General features: G+C 63.5%; 22 protein-coding genes. 8 read left to right on the top strand and 14 right to left on the bottom strand.

All coding sequences use genetic code 11. The features are described from left to right. Positions 1-438: 438 nt before the first annotated feature. The 14 genes from ACEWPL_RS18520 to ACEWPL_RS18455 form a co-directional block, all read right to left on the bottom strand. Positions 439-1,200 carry a TIGR02186 family protein gene (locus tag ACEWPL_RS18520; RefSeq protein ID WP_393930279.1) on the bottom strand — a complete coding sequence of 254 codons (762 nt, stop codon included), beginning with the start codon at positions 1,198-1,200 and terminating at the stop codon, positions 439-441. Then, entirely contained in the window at positions 1,197-2,114 is a 918-nt protein-coding gene (locus ACEWPL_RS18515; protein WP_393930277.1) for a sulfite exporter TauE/SafE family protein, read from the bottom strand. The genes ACEWPL_RS18520 and ACEWPL_RS18515 overlap by 4 nt, the downstream gene beginning before the upstream one ends. Before the next feature lie 70 nt (positions 2,115-2,184). Continuing rightward, positions 2,185-2,817: a LysE family translocator gene (locus ACEWPL_RS18510; RefSeq protein ID WP_393930275.1), complete on the bottom strand. Its 633-nt coding sequence runs from the start codon at positions 2,815-2,817 to the stop codon at positions 2,185-2,187. Then, on the bottom strand, positions 2,814-3,236 hold the full coding sequence (locus ACEWPL_RS18505; RefSeq protein WP_393930272.1) for a GNAT family N-acetyltransferase: 423 nt from the start codon (positions 3,234-3,236) through the stop codon (positions 2,814-2,816). Before ACEWPL_RS18505 ends, ACEWPL_RS18510 begins: the two co-directional genes overlap by 4 nt. Next, the gene (tsaB, locus tag ACEWPL_RS18500) at positions 3,223-3,888 is read right to left on the bottom strand and encodes a tRNA (adenosine(37)-N6)-threonylcarbamoyltransferase complex dimerization subunit type 1 TsaB (RefSeq protein ID WP_393930269.1); all 666 of its coding nucleotides are present in this window, start codon (positions 3,886-3,888) and stop codon (positions 3,223-3,225) included. Before tsaB ends, ACEWPL_RS18505 begins: the two co-directional genes overlap by 14 nt. After that, positions 3,881-4,444, bottom strand: a complete 564-nt coding sequence (locus ACEWPL_RS18495; protein WP_393930267.1) for a NifU family protein — start codon at positions 4,442-4,444, stop codon at positions 3,881-3,883. Before ACEWPL_RS18495 ends, tsaB begins: the two co-directional genes overlap by 8 nt. Before the next feature lie 148 nt (positions 4,445-4,592). Further along, on the bottom strand, positions 4,593-5,048 hold the full coding sequence (locus ACEWPL_RS18490; RefSeq protein ID WP_393930265.1) for a universal stress protein: 456 nt from the start codon (positions 5,046-5,048) through the stop codon (positions 4,593-4,595). Positions 5,049-5,116: 68 nt separating this feature from the next. After that, on the bottom strand, positions 5,117-7,129 hold the full coding sequence (locus ACEWPL_RS18485; protein ID WP_393930263.1) for a M3 family metallopeptidase: 2,013 nt from the start codon (positions 7,127-7,129) through the stop codon (positions 5,117-5,119). Beyond that, the gene (locus ACEWPL_RS18480; RefSeq protein ID WP_393930261.1) at positions 7,126-8,178 is read right to left on the bottom strand and encodes a HesA/MoeB/ThiF family protein; all 1,053 of its coding nucleotides are present in this window, start codon (positions 8,176-8,178) and stop codon (positions 7,126-7,128) included. The genes ACEWPL_RS18485 and ACEWPL_RS18480 overlap by 4 nt, the downstream gene beginning before the upstream one ends. After that, positions 8,178-8,636, bottom strand: a complete 459-nt coding sequence (dut, locus tag ACEWPL_RS18475; RefSeq protein WP_393930259.1) for a dUTP diphosphatase — start codon at positions 8,634-8,636, stop codon at positions 8,178-8,180. The genes ACEWPL_RS18480 and dut overlap by 1 nt, the downstream gene beginning before the upstream one ends. 91 nt (positions 8,637-8,727) lie before the next feature. Further along, positions 8,728-9,756, bottom strand: coding sequence for a MaoC family dehydratase (locus ACEWPL_RS18470; RefSeq protein WP_393930257.1), 1,029 nt, complete (start codon positions 9,754-9,756; stop codon positions 8,728-8,730). Beyond that, entirely contained in the window at positions 9,753-9,956 is a 204-nt protein-coding gene (locus ACEWPL_RS18465) for a DUF1737 domain-containing protein (protein ID WP_393930255.1), read from the bottom strand. Before ACEWPL_RS18465 ends, ACEWPL_RS18470 begins: the two co-directional genes overlap by 4 nt. Positions 9,957-9,980: 24 nt before the next feature. Beyond that, on the bottom strand, positions 9,981-10,526 hold the full coding sequence (locus ACEWPL_RS18460) for an NnrU family protein (RefSeq protein ID WP_393930282.1): 546 nt from the start codon (positions 10,524-10,526) through the stop codon (positions 9,981-9,983). 5 nt (positions 10,527-10,531) lie between these two features. Continuing rightward, positions 10,532-11,392: an HpcH/HpaI aldolase/citrate lyase family protein gene (locus ACEWPL_RS18455; protein ID WP_393930253.1), complete on the bottom strand. Its 861-nt coding sequence runs from the start codon at positions 11,390-11,392 to the stop codon at positions 10,532-10,534. Positions 11,393-11,587: 195 nt separating this feature from the next. Between ACEWPL_RS18455 and mdh the strand changes: the two genes are divergently transcribed. The 8 genes from mdh to ACEWPL_RS18415 all read left to right on the top strand — a co-directional run. After that, positions 11,588-12,550, top strand: coding sequence for a malate dehydrogenase (gene mdh / locus ACEWPL_RS18450; RefSeq protein ID WP_393930251.1), 963 nt, complete (start codon positions 11,588-11,590; stop codon positions 12,548-12,550). Positions 12,551-12,792: 242 nt separating this feature from the next. Continuing rightward, positions 12,793-13,986 carry an ADP-forming succinate--CoA ligase subunit beta gene (gene sucC, locus ACEWPL_RS18445; RefSeq protein WP_393930249.1) on the top strand — a complete coding sequence of 398 codons (1,194 nt, stop codon included), beginning with the start codon at positions 12,793-12,795 and terminating at the stop codon, positions 13,984-13,986. Continuing rightward, positions 13,983-14,492, top strand: coding sequence for a hypothetical protein (locus ACEWPL_RS18440; protein WP_393930247.1), 510 nt, complete (start codon positions 13,983-13,985; stop codon positions 14,490-14,492). The genes sucC and ACEWPL_RS18440 overlap by 4 nt, the downstream gene beginning before the upstream one ends. Before the next feature lie 23 nt (positions 14,493-14,515). Further along, a complete protein-coding gene (sucD, locus tag ACEWPL_RS18435; RefSeq protein ID WP_393930245.1) occupies positions 14,516-15,397 on the top strand; it encodes a succinate--CoA ligase subunit alpha in 882 nt (293 codons plus the stop codon). 119 nt (positions 15,398-15,516) lie between these two features. Next, positions 15,517-18,477 (top strand): 2-oxoglutarate dehydrogenase E1 component, encoded by a 2,961-nt coding sequence (locus ACEWPL_RS18430; RefSeq protein ID WP_393930243.1) that lies wholly within the window; start codon positions 15,517-15,519, stop codon positions 18,475-18,477. A gap of 3 nt (positions 18,478-18,480) precedes the next feature. Continuing rightward, positions 18,481-20,043, top strand: a complete 1,563-nt coding sequence (gene odhB, locus ACEWPL_RS18425) for a 2-oxoglutarate dehydrogenase complex dihydrolipoyllysine-residue succinyltransferase (protein WP_393930241.1) — start codon at positions 18,481-18,483, stop codon at positions 20,041-20,043. A 94-nt stretch (positions 20,044-20,137) separates the two neighbouring features. After that, positions 20,138-20,470: a hypothetical protein gene (locus ACEWPL_RS18420; RefSeq protein ID WP_393930239.1), complete on the top strand. Its 333-nt coding sequence runs from the start codon at positions 20,138-20,140 to the stop codon at positions 20,468-20,470. A gap of 36 nt (positions 20,471-20,506) precedes the next feature. Then, positions 20,507-20,910, top strand: a 404-nt coding sequence (locus tag ACEWPL_RS18415) for a transposase (RefSeq protein ID WP_420744383.1), incomplete at its 3' end; no start/stop codon positions are given.

The raw sequence follows: 20,910 nt of genomic DNA, 5'->3' as shown, positions 1-20,910 counted from the left end.
CGTCAAGACCTCCAAGGCACCGCCTCGTCCGTCCGTCCCGCATCCCAACAGCGCCTCAGCGCCGCCGGTGAAGGGGGATTTAAGGTTTGATGCAGGAAGCCGCAACCCCTTTTTCGCACGGATTGTCGATTTCCCCAAGATAATCTTGAATTTACTTTTATATCAACAAGTTAACATCGACCCCGCAACGTGCACTCCTTGTTTTCCTGAATTTAGCCCAGAGAATCGGGCCCTGCGGATACCACCACAAGGGCCGGTTGGCAGGGCAAAGCGGAGTCAAAACGCTCCCTGCCTCCGATCTTCGGCCGAGCGGGGACCCATTCAGCGCCGCGGAACCGCCCTTCTCGCGAATCCATACAGCCGGATTCGAAGATGGGTATAGACAAGAACGGAAAAACCACCCGAGTCGCGAAAAGAACCGTAGGCAAAGCCCGCGCGTCAGCCCTGACGAAGCAACCGGAAGAGTGCCGAGGCCCCCCACCCTGCCCCGATCGCAATTGTGAGGGACATGAGGCCATAGAGAAGCGCATTCTCGCGCGACAGGACGTAGAGCCAGCGCTCGAGGCCCACCTTGCGCACATCGATGATCGTCTCATAGCGCGACACGACCGCGCCGTTGCGAGTCAGGAAAATACGCGTGACGTAATCGCCCTCGGTCAGATTCGCCGGCAAGTCGATCGACGTCTGAAAGAGCGTCTGCTCGCTCAGTTCGACCGCGCCCTCGCGCACCTGATAGGCGCCGCTGCGCTCGCGGATGCGGATCACCGCATCGGTAAAACTTTGCGTATCGGACACCCCGCCCGGCGCCCCGACCGACCGAATGGCGCGCGGAATCGAAATCTTGTGGCGCAGATCCTCGACATTGCTCAGCACCTCGGACCAGGGACCCGAAGTCGCTACCGCGTAGAAGCTGGGTGCAGCATCGACCTGCACGGCATCGACATTGACCCAGATGCCGGCGCGGCGTTCTTTGCGGCGCACATCCAGCGGCTGGCTGGGCCCGGCGACAGCCACGACGACACCCAGCTCATCCGCGGGAATCGATTCCTCGCGCTTGATCGCGCCAAAGAGCAGGATCTCGGACCCGTCGAACGTGGTGTCGATCGAGATGCTGTTGCGGCTGAGGCCCAGCACCACCTCTTCGGCCCAGAGCGGGAGGGCATAGGTGAAACAGAAAAGGACCGCCCAGACCCGCATCATGGCCGCATGATCTCGCTGATCGAATAGAGCTCGGCAGGGCGCAAGAGCAGGTCCAGGCCCAGCTTGAGGCACACCGCCAGAACGAGGATGGCCAGGAGAATGCGCAGTTGCTCGGCCTTCATGCGCGATCCGATCTGGGTGCCGAACTGCGCGCCAACAACGCCGCCCACCAGCAGGAACAGCGCCAGCACGACATCGACGATATGGCTGGTCGTCGCGTGCAGCATCGTGGTGAATGCAGCCACGAAGATGATCTGAAAAAGCGAGGTGCCCACAACAACCTTGGTCGGCATCCCCAGCAGGTAGATCATCGCCGGCACCATGATGAAGCCGCCGCCCACCCCCATGATCGCCGCCAGCACGCCCACCGACATGCCGACCAGAACGGGCGGGATCACACTGATGTAAAGCCCCGAGGTGCGAAACCGCATCTTCAGCGGCAGCTTCTGAATCCAGGTATGCTTCTTGCGGGGCGCCACGGGGCCGCCCTTGCGCGTGCGCCGGATCGCCCGCAGGCTCTCGACGAACATCAGCGCGCCGATGATTCCCAGAAAGACGACGTAGAACAGCGTCACCAGCAGGTCGACCTGCCCCATCGCCTTGAGATAATTGAACAGCATCACGCCGAAACCCGCGCCGATCAGGCCGCCGATCAGCAGGACGGTGCCCATGCGCAGGTCCACCGCCTTGCGCCTGAAATGCGCCAGCACGGCGGAGAAGGACGACGCGACGATCTGGTTCGCGCCGGTCGCCACGGCGACGGCGGGCGGGATGCCGATGAAAAACAGCAGCGGCGTCATCAGGAATCCGCCGCCAACCCCGAACATGCCCGACAAAATCCCGACCAGGCCGCCAAGGCCCAGCAGCAGGAAGATATTGACCGAAACCTCGGCGATGGGGAGGTAGATCTGCATGACCTGTCCTAGCCCCCGGCGCGCCTCTTTGGCAAGCGTTCGGCGCGTCTCGCAGCGTTTTCCGCCCGCACTATCGCGCGCCTGCCAGCTTCCATGCAGCCAGCACAAAAAATGCGCCGAGGCCCGCCTCGATCCAGCGCCGCCCATGCGCGTAGGCGCGGCGGATTGGCCCTGCAGACAGCAGCAGCGCCCAGGCCGCGTGCGCCGCAAGCGATATGGCGAAGGCGCCCGCAACGAAGAGCGTGATCACGGCGGCACCCCCACCCTGCGCCGCCCCGACCGAGGCGATGGCCAGCCAGAAGATCAGCGCCTTGGGATTGGTAACCTGCAACAGATACCCGGCCAGAAATCGGCGCGGCAGGCTGCGCCGCCGGACCTCGCGCGCCGTGACGGCGGGCGGCCGCACCGCCTTGCGAAAGGCGCTATAGGCCAGCCAGAGCAGGTACCCCGCCCCGATCAGACGCAGGATGCCCATCGCCCAGGCCGCCTCTCGCAGGATCAGGCCGACGCCCAGAAGGGTTGCGATATTGATCGTCGCGCTGCCCGCCGCGATACCGGTCGCGGCAATCAGCGCATCGCGCCGCCCCTCGGTCTGGGCCACGCCCAGCAGCATCGCCACCGCCGGGCCCGGTGACGCGGCCGCAAAGATCAGGATCGAATAGGCCGCAATGAACCCCGGCAGGTAAGGGCCGAGCTCGCTCAAGGCTCCAGCGCCTTGCTCAGCACCAGCGCATCCACCGGAGTGCCGCCAGGCCGCGCGTAGTACCCCGCGCGTCGTCCGACCTCGGCATAGCCCGCGCCAAGGTAGAGCGCGCAGGCCGCCGGATTGTCAGCGGCGACTTCGAGGAATTGCTGCGCCGCGCCCATCCGCGCCGCCGCCGCTTCGACATCGGCCAAGAGGCGCACGGCGATGCCTTGCCTGCGATGGTCCGGATCGACGGCAAGGGTCAAAAGCTCAGCCTCCCCCGCGATGACCCTGCTCAGCGCAAATCCATGGGGGCTGCGGCAGAGGCAACAATGAGGTGCGTCGACCAGATAGGCGAACTCCGAGGCGCTCCAGCCACGTGCCGTAGGGGCGAACGCGCGCGCATGAAGGCGCGCCAGAGCCTCAGGGACGTTCATCCAGAATCACCGGGGGCGCATCGCGCGCCGGAGCGGCGTCCGCCTGCTTGAGGTAAAAGGGCGCGGGCGGCGGCGCGCCGCCTTCCTGCCAACGTGCGCTTGCAAAACGTGCGATAGCCGATCCCGACGCATAGGTGGCTGGCCGATGCGGCACGCCCAGATGCGCCGCGATCTCCGCCCCGGCCGACCCGACAGAGACCAGGCCCGGCTCGCTCAACTCTTGCGGCAGATCCTCGATTGTCACCAGCGCAGGCGGCAGATCGCGCGCCATACGGTGTCCAGCAACATAAGCTTGCCCCCGCGGCGCGGCAATGGATGCGATGACCGGCCCAGTCGTACCATGCGCCAAGGCGTCCAGCAGCGTCACGCCGATCACCGGTACATCCAGCGCCAGCGCCAGCCCCCGCATCCCCGACACCGAAATGCGAATGCCAGTGAAATTCCCCGGCCCCGTGCCGACTCCGATGGCCGACAAATCACCCCATGTCGCGCCGCCGCGCGCCATGAGGTCCTCGAGTATGGGAAACAGCGCCTCGACCTGCCCCTTGGGCATGTCTTCGTACAGCTCCGAACGCAGATCGCCGCCCTGCAAGAGGACGGCGCTGCAATAAGGACCGGAGGTGTCGACCCCGAGGATCAGAGCATCAGACACCGACGGGGCGCACCTCTGTCACCTCTGGAATGTAGTGGCGCAAAAGGTTCTCGATCCCCATCTTCAGTGTGATGGTCGAGGACGGGCAACCTGCGCAAGCGCCCTGCATATGCAGATAGACAACGCCGCGGTCAAACCCGTGAAAGGTGATGTCGCCGCCATCCTGCGCCACGGCCGGGCGCACGCGGGTATCCAGCAGCTCCTTGATCTGAACGACGATGTCACCATCCTCGCCCGTATGTTCGGAATGGCCCGAGGGCGCGGTGCCGCCATCCTTCATCACCGGCTGGCCCGACTGGAAATGCTCCATGATCGCGCCCAGAATACCGGGCTTGATATGGTCCCACTCAACCCCATCGGCCTTGGTCACGGTGATGAAGTCATTGCCGAAGAACACCGCCGACACGCCATCGACAGCGAAAATGCGCGTCGCCAGCGGCGATGCGCCGGCATTCTCGGCCGACGGGAAATCCGCCGTTCCGGCCGGCAGGACAGTCTGCCCCGGCAGGAATTTCAGCGTGGCCGGGTTGGGCGTGGATTCGGTCTGGATGAACATGGGAAGCCCCCTGAATTGTCTGACCTTGCATATGCGCCTCGCCGCGCCCCGAGTCAAGGATTGGAACGATTCTAAACTGCGCCGCGCGCTTCTTCTTGCCCCGAGTATCCCCGCCGGAGGCTGAAAATTCGCAGAATTTTCATCACTATCAGGTGATCATCTCCAGCCGTTCCTTGCTGAGGTCTCCCGGCACGATGGTGATCGGAATGGGCAGGCTGCCTGCGCTGCGGCTTAGCTGGCTGACCAGCGGCCCCGGCCCCTTGCCATCCGCCGATGCGCCCAGCACCAGAACCCCCACTTCGGGATCCTCGGATATCTGGGCAACGATCTCGGCCACCGGCTCGCCCTCGCGGATGACCAGTTCGGGGCTCACCCCCTGCTTGTCACGCATCCATTTTGCAAAGACCTCGAAATGCGCCTCGATACGCTCGCGCTGCTCCTCGCGCATGATGTCGCCGACGCCGATCCAGTGGTTGAATTCCTCGGGCGGGATGACAGCCAGCACCTTCACGCCGCCTTGCGTGTGCGCCGCGCGCATCGCGGCAAAACGCATGGCATTCAGGCATTCGCGGCTGTCGTCGAGGACGACCATGAACTTGCGCATCTAACTCTCCAGAATGGGCCGGGCAATCATGCCACCCGGCCCGCTCCCGTGCAAGAACAGCCGCAACGTCAGGCGACCAGGCCCCGCCCGCGCAAGAGTGCCTCGGGCCCCGGCATCTTGCCACGGAACGCCAGATAGAGCGCTTCGGCATCCACCGATCCGCCGCGCGAAAGAATGTTCTGCTCCAGCGCCCTCGCCCGCGCCGGATCGAACGCGCCGCCCGCTTCGGTGAAGGACTGGAACGCATCCGCATCCATCACCTCGGACCACATGTAGCTGTAATAGCCCGAGCTATAGCCGTCCCCGGCAAAGACATGCGCGAAATGTGGCGCCGCGTGACGCATGGTGATCGCCTCGGGCATCCCCAGCTCACGCAGCACCTCGGCCTGCCGCACCATCGCATCCTCTGGCGCCGCGCCGTCATGAAACGACAGATCGACCAACGCCGAGGCAAGGTATTCGACCGTCTGAAACCCCATGTCATAGGTGGCCGCATCCAGCACCTTCCGCAGCAGATCCTTCGGCATCGGCTCGCCCGTTTCGGCATGGGTCGCGAACTCGGACAGCACTTCGGGCACTTCCAGCCAATGCTCGAAAAGCTGGCTGGGCAACTCGACGAAATCACGCGCCACGGAGGTGCCACTGACGCTTTCATAGGTCACGTCCGACAGCATCTGGTGCAGCGCATGACCAAACTCGTGAAACAACGTGCGCGCATCGTCATAGCTCAGCAGCGCGGGATCGCCCTTGGCGAAGTTGCAGACATTGATGACGACCGGGCCCTGCACCTCCGGGAATTTCGCCTGCCCGCGCATCGCGCTGCACCATGCGCCCGACCGTTTCGAGGCCCGCGCGAAGTAGTCGCCGATGAACACCGCAACGTGCGCGCCGTTCCGCGTCACCTCCCACGCCCGGCAGTCGGGGTGATAGAGCGGCACATCCACCGGCTTGAACTCCAGTCCGAAGAGGCGATGCGCGCAAGCGAACGCCGCCTCGATCATGCGGTCCAGCTGCAGGTATGGCTTGAGCTCGGCCTCGTCCAGATCGTGCTCGGCCTGCCGCCGCTTTTCCGAGTAATAGCGCCAGTCCCACGGCGCCAGATCGCCATTGATGCCATCCTCATGCATCATCGCGGTCAAAATCTCTGCATCGCGCTCCGCCTGGCGCTTGGCGGGCGTCCAGACCTGCATCAGCAGATCGCGCACCGCACCCGGTGTGCCCGCCATCTCGGTCTCCAGCTTGAACGCGGCAAAGCTTTCATAGCCCAAGAGCCTGGCGCGTTCTTCACGCAGGGCAAGTGTTTCGTCTGCAATGGCTCGGTTGTCCGTCTCTCCGCCACCTGCGCCGCGCGCGCTCCACGCGGCGAAGGCCTGCTCGCGCAGATCGCGGCGGGGCGAGAATTGCAGGAAGGGCACGATCAGCGAGCGCGACAGCGTGATCACCGGCCGCTCCAGCCCTTTCTCCGTGCCCGCGTCCCGCGCGCTCCGCACCAGAAAATCAGGCAAGCCTTTCAGTCCCTCTTCGTCCAGCTCCATGTGCCAGCCTGCCTCATCAGCTAAGAGGTTCTGCGTAAACTGCGTTCCCAGCTCGGCCAGACGCGCCATGATGGCCTGCATCCGCGCTTCTTCCGCGCCGGTCAGCGCCGCACCGCGGCGACGAAATCCGCGATGCGTCAGCATCAGAACGCGCGCCTGCTCTTCGGTCAGGTCCAGGGTGTCACGCCGCGCCCACAGCGCCTCGATCCGGGCAAAGAGCGGCTTTTGCGCGTAAATCCACGAAGAATAGGCCGCCAGCTTGGGCGCGAATTCACGCTGTAGCGCTTGCCGCGCGGGATTGCTGTCGGCGCCCGCGACCGTGTAGAAAACACTCAGCACCTGGTTCAGCGCCTTGCCCGACGCCTCCAGCGCCTCAATCGTGTTGGCGAAGCTGGGCGCTTCGGGATCCTCGGCAATCGCCATGATCTCGGCCCGGGCCAGCGTCAGTGCGGTTTCCAGTGCGGGGGCGAAATCCGCATCCTCGATCCGGTCGAACGGCGCAATGGCAAAGGGCGTGTTCCACGTCCCCAACAGCGGGTTGGTCATGTGTCCTCCTTGGCGCCGCAAACCGCGCAATCGCGGCGGCGCTCTATCTTGATACGGCGCGCATCAGCGTAGAGCGCGTCATAGATGAAAAGTGTCCTGCGCAGCGGTTCGCCCGCCCCGGTGATCAGCTTGACGGCCTCATTCGCCATCATCGCGCCGATGACGCCGGGCAGCGGCCCGAGCACGCCCGCCTCGGCGCAGGACGGCGCCAACCCCTCGGCCGGGATCTCGGGGAAGACGCAGGCATAGCAAGGCGCGCCGTGCGCCGGATCAAACACGCTCAGCTGCCCCTCCCATTGCGTCATCGCCCCGGAAATCAGCGGCCTGCCCGTACCCACGGCAGCCCGGTTGACCAGATGGCGCGTCTCGAAATTGTCTGATCCGTCCATGACCATGTCATAATCTCCGAAAAGATCGGAGGCGATTTCCTCGCTCAATCGGCGCTCGTAGGGACGCACCGTGACATGTGGGTTCAGCGCCCGCAGCGCCTCGGCGGCGGAATGCACCTTGGGCATGCCGATATCGCGGTCGCGGTGAATCACCTGCCGCTGCAGGTTGGACAGATCGACGACATCATCATCGATCACCCCGATCGTGCCCACCCCGGCGGCGGCCAGATAGGTGAGCACGGGAGCGCCCAGCCCGCCCGCACCGATGACCAGAACGCGCGCATCCTTCAGAGCGCGCTGCCCCGGCCCGCCAATCTCGCGCAGCACGATATGCCGCGCATAGCGCTCCAACTCGACATCGGAAAACGCGCCGCTCTTTTCCGGAGTGCCCCGCGTCTCGATCGCCTGAGCGCGGCCGCGCACCCGGCGCAGCCCGGCCCGGTAGGCCAGTACCAGCGCCACCAGACCGCCCAGCAGCAGCCAAGGCGCCGCGCTTTCGCCCGTGGCCATGCGCAGCGGGCTGCCCGCCGGCAACACCAAGTGCAAGAGGACAACACCGACCCACAGCATCCCGATCATGGACCAGCGCATCCGGCGCGGCGTACGCAGCAGCGCGCCCAGCGCCCACAGCCCCGCCGCCATGATCAGAACCAGCGCCATCAGCCGCGCCCCGTCGAGCCAAAGCCGCCCGCGCCGCGCGCCGTCTCATCCAGCGTTTCGACCTCCTCAAAGGCAACCTGAACCACCGGCGCGACGACCATCTGGGCAATCCGCGCGCCGTGCGCGATCTCGAACGCCTCCGCGCCTAAATTGATAAGGATCACCCCGACCGGCCCGCGATAGTCACTGTCGATCGTGCCCGGCGCATTGGCCACCGTCACGCCATGCTTCAGCGCCAGACCGGAGCGCGGCCTGATCTGCACCTCGTAGCCCTCGGGAATTGCCATGCGCAGCCCCGTCGGGACCAGCGCCCGCGCCCCCGGATCCAGCGTCACGCTGCCAGTCCCCGCGCCGAAATTCGCGCGCAAGTCGGCCCCGGCGGCGCCCACCGTCGCATAGGCCGGCAGACCCAGCGCCCGGTCCGCGCCCGCGTCCCAGCTCAGCGATACCGTGACCATCCCGCAGACCTTTCATCGTTCCCAAAATACTCAAATTACGCGGCCCACCCCGCGCGCCGCGTCCCAGAGCATAGCGCCACCGCGCCCGATGTCACATCGGCACCAGGGCCCAGTAATCAAGGTCCAGCAGGACACCCGGCAGATACCGCCCATCCTCGCCCTTCAGATCGCCCACGTTGCCGCCCTTGGTGGCAACCAAGCGTAGACGCAGCGCGCCGACCCCCGGCGCGGATGTCTCGGCCCGGTCCAGAACCCCGGTCCAGGCCCGCACAGTGTCACCCGCGTGGCAGGGATTGGCATGCGCGCCGCCATTGAGGCCCACGATCATCTGCGCATTGGCAAGCCCATTGAAGCTGAGCGCGCGCGCCATCGAGATCACGTGCCCGCCATAGATCAGACGGCCGCCCTCGCGGGCCGTGCCGTCGAAATGCACCTTGGCGGTGTTCTGCCACAGGCGCGTGGCCAGCATATGCTCGGCCTCCTCGATGGTGACGCCGTCGACATGGTCGATCACCTCGCCCACGGCATAATCGCCCCAGCGATGCGGCTCGCCTGCAAGGGTGAAATCATAACCGCTGAAATCAAGGCCCTCGGGCACGACCAACTGCTTGGCGCTCAGCGCCGGGGCCAGGTCGGGGATCACTGTTTCGGGCGCCTCGGCGTCTGCGTCGCGCTTCTTCACCATCACCCAGCGCACATACTCCAGCACCGCCGCGCCATGCTGGTTGGTGCCGCGCGTGCGCACCCAGACCACGCCTGATTTGCCGTTCGAATTTTGCTTGAGCCCGATCACCTCCGAGGTTGAACGCAGCGTATCGCCCGGCCAGACCGGCGCCAGCCAGCGCCCTTCGGCATAGCCCAGGTTTGCCAGCGCGTTCAGAGAGATATCAGGCACCGTCTTGCCGAATACCGTGTGAAAGGCGATCAGATCATCCAGCGGCGACGCGGCCATACCGCAACCGCGCGCGAACTCGTCGGAGGAATAAAGCGCGTGACGCGCGGGATAGAGCGCGTGGTAGAGCGCCCGCTCGCCCGCGCCCAGAGTGCGCGGCACAGCATGCTCGATCACCTGCCCGATGGTATAGTCTTCGAAAAAGCGGCCGGGATTCGTCTTGCTCATTGCGCACCCAGCTTGGTCTCGGGGGTGTAGACGCCGGGCGCATCCTTGGTCACGGCCTGACCGCAGCGCATCACGCCATTCGCCTGGTCATATGCCTGCGTCGGGCTGCCATAGAGCTCCCAACCCTTGTTCAGGGCATCGGTGACCTTGTGGCAAAAGGCCGACGTGTCGTCGGCGCTGAGAAAGCGATAAAGTTTCATGTCGTCCTCATCAGAATTTGGGAGTTACCCGAAGGTCGGGTAGCCCAGCGCGTAATGCACCGCCACGATACCGGCGTAAACGACCAGCGTGGCGACCACGGCAATCAGTTCCTTGCGGGCGGGCTTGGCGGGCGGGGGCGTCCAGTTCGGCTCGGCGCGGTTGATCAGGATCACCTCGACCACGGCCCATGCCAGAAGGCCGCCGAAGAGTATAAAGGACGCCACGTCGCCATTGACCAGCAGATGCGCCAGCGCCCAGATCTTGACCGCGCCCAGCATGGGGTGGCGCATCTTGCGCGCCAGCGCGGTTTTCATGCCCGACACAGCAAAGAGATAGACCGAAAGCAGCATCAGCAGGTTGTTGATGCCCACGGTGGCCGGATGGCGGCCCCAGAAATAGGCCCCATCGGACATGCGGTAGCCGATCACCATCAGGATGACGCCGCCCAGCAGGACCAGCGTGATCGGCCCGCGCCCCTTGGCCCCCATCCGCGCCCGCGCCTCGGGCGCCAGCCGCTTGAAAAGGTGCCCGCCACCCCAGAGGGCAAGGCCCAGAATCAGTATCGCGATGCCCATCAGGTCGTCTCCATTTCAGCCAGAATTTGCGCCTTGGCCAATATGCGCCGCGCCGCGACGACGTGCAAATTCTCGACAATGGTGCCGTCGACCACCGCCACCCCCTCGCCCGAGGCCTGGCTGGCCTCATGTGCCGCGATCTGGCGGCGCGCCAGATCGATCTCGGAACTGGTCGGCGCAAAGGCGCGGTTCGCGCCCTCGATCTGCGCCGGGTGGATCAGCGTCTTGCCGTCAAAGCCCAGATCCCGCCCCTGCTCGCATTCCGCAGCCAGCCCGTCACCATCCCGAAACCGGTTATAGACGCCGTCAATGGCAATGATGCGCGCGGCGCGCGCGGCCATCACGATGGTCTGCAGGGCCATCATCAACGGCAGGCGGTCGGCGCGGGTGCGACTACCCAGATCCTTGGTCAGATCGTTGGTGCCGGTAACCAGCGCCGCGACGCGCCCGTGCGACGCGATATCGCGCGCGTTGAACACGCTGACGGGCGTCTCCATCATCACCCAGATCGGCATGTCGTCGCCCAGAAGGTCTACCAGATTGTCGACATCCGAGCGGGTGTTGACCTTGGGCAGCAGTATTGCATCCGCACCCGCGTCCTTCAGGCTGCGCACATCCTCCAGTCCCCATTCACTGGTCAGCGCATTGATCCGCACGATCTTGGCCCGGTGCCCATAGCCCCCGGCCTTCAGGGCATCGACCAGCGAGGCGCGCGCCTCGGCCTTGGCATCGGGGGCCACGGCATCCTCGAGATCAAAGATGATCGCATCGCAAGGCAGATCGCGCGCCTTCTCCAGCGCGCGCTCTTTCGACGCGGGAATATAGAGGACGGAACGATAAGGGCGGGTGGCGGCGTCCATGCGGCTCTCCTGCGGGTCGGGGAAACATTGTTGCGCAGGGATGCCATTTTATGGCGCATTTGTTCAAGGGATTTCTCGCCGCAGCGCAGAACCGGGACAGCAAGACAAGGCTGCCGCAGCGCAGAACCCTTGCGCGCGGGGGCAAATAGGACTACGCCCACGGCGGAAATTCTTTGCCAATCGGAGGTAATACCCATGGCCAGACCCAAGATCGCGCTGATCGGCGCGGGACAGATCGGTGGCACGCTCGCCCATCTCGCCGCCATCAAGGAGCTGGGCGATATCGTCCTGTTCGACATTTCCGAAGGCACGCCCGAAGGCAAAGCCCTCGACATCGCGGAATCCGGCCCGGCCGAGGGCTTTGACGCCATGCTGAAAGGCACGCAGTCCTACGCCGACATCGCGGGCGCTGACGTTTGCATCGTCACCGCAGGCGTGCCGCGCAAGCCGGGGATGAGCCGCGACGACCTGCTGGGCATCAACCTCAAGGTCATGAAATCCGTGGGTGAGGGCATTGCCGCCCACGCGCCCAACGCCTTCGTCATCTGCATCACCAACCCGCTCGACGCGATGGTCTGGGCGCTGCGCGAATTTTCCGGCCTGCCGCATGAAAAGGTCTGCGGCATGGCGGGCGTTCTGGACTCCGCGCGCTTCCGCCACTTCCTCAGCCTCGAATTCGGCGTGTCGATGCGCGATGTCAGCGCCTTCGTTCTGGGCGGGCATGGCGACACGATGGTGCCGCTGGTGCGCTACTCGACCGTTGCGGGCATTCCTCTGCCCGACCTGATCGAGATGGGCTGGACCACGCAGGAGAAGATGGACGCCATCGTCCAGCGCACCCGTGACGGCGGCGCCGAGATCGTCGGCCTGCTGAAAACCGGCAGCGCCTTCTACGCGCCCGCGACCAGCGCCATTGAAATGGCCGAGGCCTATCTCAAGGACCAAAAGCGCGTCCTGCCCTGCGCCGCGCATGTCGATGGCGCCTATGGTCTCAACGGCTTCTATGTCGGCGTGCCTACGGTGATCGGTGCCGGCGGCATCGAGAAGGTTGTCGAGATCAAGATGTCGAAGGACGAGCAGGCGATGTTCGACAAATCCGTCGACGCCGTCAAAGGTCTGGTCAAGGCCTGCAAGGATATTGACAACACCTTGGCCTGAGACCAACCTGACGTCCCGAAGAACGGCCCCGGCCCCGCGCCGGGGCCTTTTGCGTTCGCGGCCCCGCTGTTTTGATTCCCTGATGCGATACGGGGGATAATTTGTGATCACACGATATTATCCTGTGATCACAAATGCCGAAAATTTGCTGCATTACCCCCGGACAGACGAGAAAACCGTTTAATACTCGGCAACGCTTCTATGTATACCAGTAGCGACATTTCAAGAACGGGACAGTTTCCATGAACATCCACGAGTATCAGGCCAAGGCCCTCTTGCGCTCCTATGGCGCGCCCGTATCCGACGGCCGCGTCGTGCTGCGCGCCGAAGAGGCCAAGACAGCCGCCAGCGAAATGGACGGCCCCCTTTGGGTGGTCAAGGCGCAGATCCACGCAGGTGGCCGCGGCAAGGGCAAATTCAAGGAGGCCGGCGCAGGCGACGCGGGTGGCGTGCGCCTTGCCAAGTCGGTTGAGGAAGCCGCCGAAGAGGCCAAGCGCATGCTGGGCCGCACGCTGGTGACCAAGCAGACCGGCGAGGCCGGCAAGCAGGTCAACCGCATCTATATCGAGGATGGCAGCGGCATCGAGACCGAGATGTATCTGGCCTTGCTGGTCGACCGCCAGACCAGCCGCGTCAGCTTTGTCGCCTCGACCGAGGGCGGCATGGATATCGAGGAAGTCGCCGAGAAGACCCCCGAGAAAATCCTCAGCTTTTCCGTCGATCCGGCCACTGGCTATCAGGCGTTCCACGGGCGCCGCATCGCTTTCAACCTCGGGCTGGAAGGCCAGCAGATCAAGCAATGCGTGTCGCTGATGGGCACGCTCTACAAGATGTTCGTCGAAAAAGACATGGAGATGCTCGAGATCAACCCGCTGATCGTCACCGACAAGGGCGATCTGAAATGTCTCGACGCCAAGATGAGCTTCGACGGCAACGCGCTCTATCGTCACCGCGACCTGACCGAGCTGCGCGACACAACCGAGGAAGACCCCAAAGAACTCGAAGCCTCCAAATATGACCTGAACTACATCGCCCTCGACGGCGAGATCGGCTGCATGGTCAACGGCGCGGGCCTTGCCATGGCAACGATGGACATCATCAAGCTCTACGGCGCCGAGCCTGCCAACTTCCTCGACGTGGGCGGCGGCGCGACCAAGGAAAAGGTGACAGAGGCGTTCAAGATCATCACCTCGGATCCGCAGGTCAAAGGCATCCTCGTCAACATCTTCGGCGGCATCATGCGCTGCGATGTGATCGCCGAGGGCGTTGTCGCTGCGGTCAAGGAAGTCGGCCTTAAGGTGCCGCTGGTCGTGCGTCTGGAAGGCACGAATGTCGAGAAGGGCAAGGAGATCATCAACAATTCCGGCCTCGACGTGATCGCCGCGGACGACCTGAAAGATGGCGCGCAGAAGATCGTAAAGGCTGTGAAGGGGTGACTTCGGTGAAGGCGGCATGCAGTCAGATCGGCAAGGTCAGTTTCGAGCGGTCGACCGCCAAACTGTTCTTGGCCGTGCTGATTTTTGCCGTCTTCACCCTGCTTGCCGCGGTGGTTTCCGTCATGCTGCAAGCCAAGTCCGGCACGCTCTGGCCGTGGCTCATTACCCTGTTAATGGCTGGGCTGCTGGGTCTCTCGGTGCGGAACCTGCTGAAGCTTCCCCAAGTGGTGTACGAGCTCACGGAAGATGGAATATCCCTGTTCAATGTGTCCGACCGCGAGGTTTCATGGCAGCACATCGAAACTGTGTCCGTTCTGACGGTCAAGGGTGCCTCGATGGTGGTGCTGAACTTCTCGCCGGAGTTCCGGCTGAAACGGTTCAACCTCATTTCGCAGAAAAACATCGCTCTCAACAGCAAGATCGTGCGCGCCGAATTCTCTCAACTTCTTCGCGCCGTGCGCGAAGCGCATCCAAATTTCCATATCAGGGCCGGTTCGGCATCCTGAAACAAACCAAGGAGAAAGCCTGAATGGCAATCCTCATCGACGAAAACACCCGCGTGATCTGCCAAGGTCTGACCGGCAGCCAAGGCACGTTCCACACCGAACAGGCCATCGCCTACGGCACCAAGATGGTCGGCGGCGTAACCCCCGGCAAGGGCGGCCAGACGCATTTGGACCTTCCTGTCTTCAACTCGGTCCACGAGGCCAAGCATGAGACCGAAGCGAACGCGAGCGTGATCTACGTCCCGCCCCCGTTCGCCGCCGACTCAATCCTCGAGGCGATCGACGCTGAGATGGAGTTGATCGTCTGCATCACCGAAGGCATCCCGGTGCTGGACATGATGCGCGTCAAGCGCGCGCTGGAAGGCTCAAAATCCAAGCTGATCGGCCCCAACTGCCCCGGTGTCATCACGCCGGACGCCTGCAAGATCGGCATCATGCCCGGCCACATTCACAAACGCGGCTCCTGCGGCGTTGTCAGCCGGTCAGGCACGCTAACCTACGAGGCGGTCAAGCAGACCTCGGACGTGGGCCTAGGCCAGTCGACCTGCGTCGGCATCGGCGGCGATCCCATCAAGGGAACCGAGCATATCGACGTGCTGGAATGGTTCCTTGCGGATGACGAAACGCAGTCGATCATCATGATCGGCGAAATCGGCGGGTCCGCCGAGGAAGAAGCCGCGCAATTCCTCGCCGACGAGAAGAAGAAGGGCCGCTGGAAGCCGACCGCCGGCTTCATCGCCGGCCGCACCGCCCCTCCGGGCCGCCGCATGGGCCACGCCGGCGCCATCGTCGCCGGCGGCAAGGGCGGCGCGGATGACAAGATCGAGGCGATGAAATCCGCCGGGATCGTCGTCGCCGAAAGCCCCGCCGGGCTGGGCGAGGCGGTGCTCGAGGCGATCGGGTAAAACATGCGGCTAATGCGCCATATACATGGGTAAATCCACCCGCACCGGACGGGGGCGGACCATTACCCGCCCCCGCCATGTCTTAGACACCCTTGCCCCATGCCCTTCGAGGTACTCCAATGACCGACCAATCCCCCAACGATCAGTTCCACGCCTCCAGCTTCATGCAGGGGCATAACGCGGAATATCTAGAACAGCTTTATGCGCGCTATGCGAACGACCCGAACGCAGTGGACGAAGCGTGGCAGAAATTCTTCAAGGAGATGGGCGACGAGGACAGCGACGTCACCGCCGAGGCCAAAGGCCCTTCCTGGGCGCGCGCCGATTGGCCGCCCATGCCGCAGGACGATCTGACATCGGCCCTGACCGGCGAATATCCCGCCGAGCCTGAAGCGAAGGCCGTGGGCAAGAAACTGACCGAGAAGGCCCGCGAAAAGGGCGCCGAGGTCAGCGACGAGGCGATCCAGCGCGCCGTGCTCGACAGCGTTCGCGCACTCATGCTGATCCGCGCCTACCGCATCCGCGGGCATCTCATTGCCGATCTCGATCCGCTGGGCCTGCGCGAGCAGCCCTTCCGCCCCGAGCTGGATCCCGAGAGCTATGGCTTCACCAAGGACGACATGGATCGCCCGATCTTCATCGACAATGTTCTGGGCCTTGAGATCGCGTCGATCCGCGAGATCCTCGGCATCGTGCGGCGCACCTATTGCGGCACCTTTGCACTGCAATACATGCACATTTCCGATCCCGAGCAGGCTGGCTGGCTGAAGGAGCGGATCGAAGGCTATGGCAACGAGATCAACTTTACCGAGGAAGGCCGCAAGGCGATCCTGAACAAGATGGTCGAGGCCGAGGGCCTAGAAAAATACTTGCATGTCAAGTACATGGGCACCAAACGTTTCGGCCTGGATGGCGGCGAATCGCTGATCCCCGCGATGGAGCAGATCATCAAGCGCGGCGGCAGCCTTGGCGTCAAGGACATCGTCATCGGCATGCCCCACCGGGGCCGCCTGTCGGTCTTGGCCAACGTCATGGGCAAACCCTACCGCGCGATCTTCAACGAATTCCAGGGCGGCAGCTTCAAGCCCGATGACGTGGACGGCTCGGGCGACGTGAAATACCACCTCGGCGCCAGTTCCGACCGCGAGTTTGACGGCAACAAGGTGCACCTGTCGCTGACCGCGAACCCCAGCCACCTCGAGGCGGTGAACCCCGTCGTTCTGGGCAAGGTCCGCGCCAAGCAGGACCAGCTGAACGATACCGAGCGCACGCAGGTCTTGCCCATCCTGCTGCACGGCGATGCAGCCTTTGCGGGTCAGGGTGTCGTCGCGGAATGCTTTGGCCTTTCGGGCCTGCGCGGGCACCGCACCGGCGGCACCATGCATATCGTGGTCAACAACCAGATCGGTTTCACCACCGCGCCGCATTTCAGCAGGTCCAGCCCCTATCCCACCGACATCGCCCTGATGGTCGAGGCGCCGATTTTCCACGTGAACGGCGACGATCCCGAGGCTGTGGTGCATGCCGCCAAGGTGGCCACGGAATACCGGCAGAAATTCCACAAGGATGTCGTGATCGACATCATCTGCTACCGCCGTTTCGGGCATAACGAGGGCGATGAGCCCATGTTCACCAACCCGGTGATGTACAAGAAGATCAAGCAGCAGAAGACCACGCTGACCCTTTATACCGAGCGGCTGGTCAAGGACGGCCTGATCCCCGAAGGCGAAGTCGAGGACATGAAGGACGCCTTCCAGTCCTATCTTGCCGAGGAGTTCGAGGCGGGCACCAATTACAAGCCGAACAAAGCCGATTGGCTGGACGGAAAATGGTCCCATCTCGACCGCAAGGAAGAGGACTACCAGCGCGGCCAGACCGCCATCAAGGAAGAAACCTTCGCCGAGATCGGCACTGCATTGTCCAAGGCACCCGATGATTTCCCGATCCACAAGACGGTGCAGCGCATCCTCGATGCCAAGGCCAAGATGTTCGAGACCGGCGAAGGCTTTGACTGGGCCACGGGCGAGGCGCTGGCCTTCGGCTCGCTCCTGACCGAAGGCTTCCCGGTGCGCCTGTCGGGCCAGGACAGCGCGCGCGGCACCTTCAGCCAGCGGCACTCGGCGCTCATCAACCAAGATGACGAAGAGCGGTACTACCCGCTCAACAACATCCGCGAGGGGCAGGCACGCTATGAGGTCATCGACTCGATGCTCTCGGAATACGCTGTGCTGGGATTCGAATACGGCTATACGCTGGCCGAACCCAACGCGCTGACGCTCTGGGAGGCGCAGTTCGGCGATTTCGCCAATGGCGCGCAGATCATGTTCGACCAGTTCATCAGCTCGGGTGAGAGCAAGTGGCTGCGCATGTCGGGCCTTGTCTGCCTGCTTCCGCATGGCTATGAGGGCCAGGGGCCCGAGCACTCCTCGGCCCGGCTGGAGCGGTTCCTGACCATGTGCGGGCAGGATAACTGGATCGTCGCGAACTGCACGACCCCGGCCAACTACTTCCACATCCTGCGCCGGCAGCTGCATCGCACCTATCGCAAGCCGCTGATCCTGATGACACCGAAATCCCTGCTGCGCCACAAGCTGGCCGTCTCGAAAGCCGAGGAATTCACCGTCGGGTCCAGTTTTCACCGCGTGCTGTGGGACGATGCGCAATACGGCAATTCGGATACCCAGCTGGTTGCCGATGACAAGATCAAGCGCGTCGTCATGTGCTCGGGCAAGGTCTATTTCGACCTGCTGGAAGAGCGCGACAAGCGCGGCATCGACGACGTCTATCTGCTGCGGTTCGAGCAGTTCTACCCCTTCCCCGCGCAATCCGCGGTGAAGGAGCTGGAGCGCTTCAAGCAGGCCGAGATGGTCTGGTGCCAGGAAGAGCCCAAGAACCAGGGTGGCTGGCACTTCATCGAGCCCAATATCGAATGGGTGCTGGGCCGTATCGACGCCCAGTACAAGCGCCCCGAATATGCGGGCCGCGCAGCGGCCGCATCGCCCGCCACGGGCCTTGCAAGCCAGCACAAAGCACAACAAGAGGCGCTGATTGACGACGCGCTGACGATCAAAGGAAGTTAAACCATGAGCACCGAAGTACGCGTTCCCACCTTGGGCGAATCCGTTTCCGAGGCCACCGTCGCCACATGGTTCAAGAAACCGGGCGACAAAGTCGAAGCCGACGAAATGCTCTGCGAGCTTGAGACCGACAAGGTCACTGTCGAAGTGCCCAGCCCCGCCGCCGGGACCATGGGCGACATCGTCGCGGCCGAGGGCGAAACGGTGGGCGTCGACGCCCTTCTCGCCACGATCGAGGAAGGCGCAGGCACCAAACCCAAGGAAGACAAGCCCGCCAAGGCCGAGAAGACCGAGGAAAAGCCCGAGGCGAGTTCCGACAAGCAGGTCGAGAAATCCACCGGCAGCGGCGGCGGAAGCATCGACGTGATGGTCCCCACCCTGGGCGAGAGCGTCAGCGAGGCGACCGTCAGCACATGGTTCAAGAAGGCTGGCGACAAAGTCGAAGCCGACGAGATGCTGTGCGAGCTCGAGACAGACAAGGTCTCGGTCGAGGTGCCCAGCCCCGGTGCGGGCACGCTGTCGGAAATCCTCGCGAATGAGGGCGACACCGTGCAGGCAGGCGGCAAGCTGGCCATTCTGTCCTCGGGCAGTGACGCGGGCGTGGCGCAGGCCACGGATGACAAGCCCGCGGATGGCGATCAGTATCAGCAGCCCAAGGCCGGTGCCGGCTCCAAGGATGTCGAGGATGCCCCGTCGGCGAAAAAGGCGATGGCCGAGGCGGGCCTCAGCCCCGATCAGGTCACCGGCACGGGCAAGGACGGCCGCATCATGAAAGAGGACGTCGCCAAGGCGGCCAAGGATGGCGGCGCCAAGGCCGATGCCCCCGCTCCCGCCGCGGCCAAGCGCGCGCCCTCCTCGGCCGATGACGCGGACCGCGAAGAACGCGTCAAGATGACCCGCCTGCGCCAGACCATCGCCAAGCGCCTCAAGGACAGCCAGAACACCGCCGCAATGCTGACCACCTATAACGAGGTCGACATGACCGAGGTGATGGCCCTTCGGAACGAGTACAAGGACGAATTCCTCAAGAAGCACGGAGTGAAACTGGGCTTCATGTCCTTCTTCACCAAGGCCTGCGTGCATGCGCTCAAGGAAGTCCCCGAGGTCAATGCCGAGATCGACGGCACCGAGATCGTCTACAAGAACTTCGTGCATATGGGCATCGCCGCCGGCACGCCCACCGGCCTCGTCGTACCCGTGATCCGCGACGCCGACGCGATGAGCTTTGCCGCCATTGAGAAGGCCATCGCCGAGAAAGGCGCCAAGGCCCGCGACGGCAAGCTGACGATGGAGGAAATGCAGGGCGGCACCTTCACCATCTCGAACGGAGGCGTCTATGGCTCGCTTCTGTCCTCGCCCATCCTCAACCCGCCGCAATCGGGCATCCTCGGCATGCACAAGATCCAGGACCGCCCGATGGCCATCAAGGGCGAGGTCAAGATCCGCCCGATGATGTATCTGGCCCTCAGCTACGACCACCGGATCGTGGACGGCAAAGGCGCGGTGACGTTCCTCGTCCGCGTGAAAGAGGCGCTGGAGGATCCGCGGCGGTTGCTGATGGATCTGTGACGTTAGACCGATCGCAGCGCGCCGATAGAAAACGTGACTAGTTTTGCGAGGCTAGCGTACAATGGCCTCGCAAAAGCTTTAGTAGGAGGCCAGTTTGGTTGATCTGAACGAGAGCGACGAGAGCAAACGAAGCCTCGAGGACGCCAAGATTGATGAATTAGTAACCTACATTCGATCGCTGGGTCTTAGTGATTTGGCGAATAATATTTCTGATGAAAAGTTCATGCGTCGCATGTTGGATGCGAGAGTGACTTACGACTACTATGCTCTTCAGTCAGAGATTTGGAACGACCGCTCAGAGCGTGCGTTAGAATTTGCTGTATCCGCCCAAGCATCACTTTTCGACAAGGCGGCATCTTACAATAATATTGTTGTAACTCTTGGCTATGCGGGTTTTTTCGGAGAGTGTCCGATCTTTTGTGTATGACTGATCCGGTTCATGCTTCACCAAAAGGAAGCATGAATGACCATCTCGAAAGAAATCCTCGACGAACTGCTGAAGGGCGTGGAGCGCCCTGAAGACCTGCTTGGCGATGCCGGGCTGATGAAAGAGCTGAAGATCAAGCTTATGGAGCGGATGCTTGGTGCCGAACTGACCGCGCATCTTGGCTATGAAGATGGCGAGAGCGCGCCGCCGAGCCAATCCAACCGGCGCAACGGCACTTCAAGCAAGGTGCTGAAAGGGCAGGACGGGGAATTGCCGATGGCGATCCCGCGGGACCGGGACAGCAGCTTCGAGCCGGAGTTGGTGAAGAAGGGCCAGACCCGGATCGACGGGATGGATGACAAGATCATCGGGCTCTACGCCGCCGGGCTGACGGTGCGGGACATCCAGGCGCATCTGCTCGACCTCTATGGCCTGAAGGT

This window comes from Roseovarius roseus (assembly GCF_043355935.2).
Lineage (GTDB): Bacteria > Pseudomonadota > Alphaproteobacteria > Rhodobacterales > Rhodobacteraceae > Roseovarius > Roseovarius roseus.
Note: the sequence above shows the minus strand (reverse complement) of the source record. Positions and strands in the feature narration are given on the sequence as shown.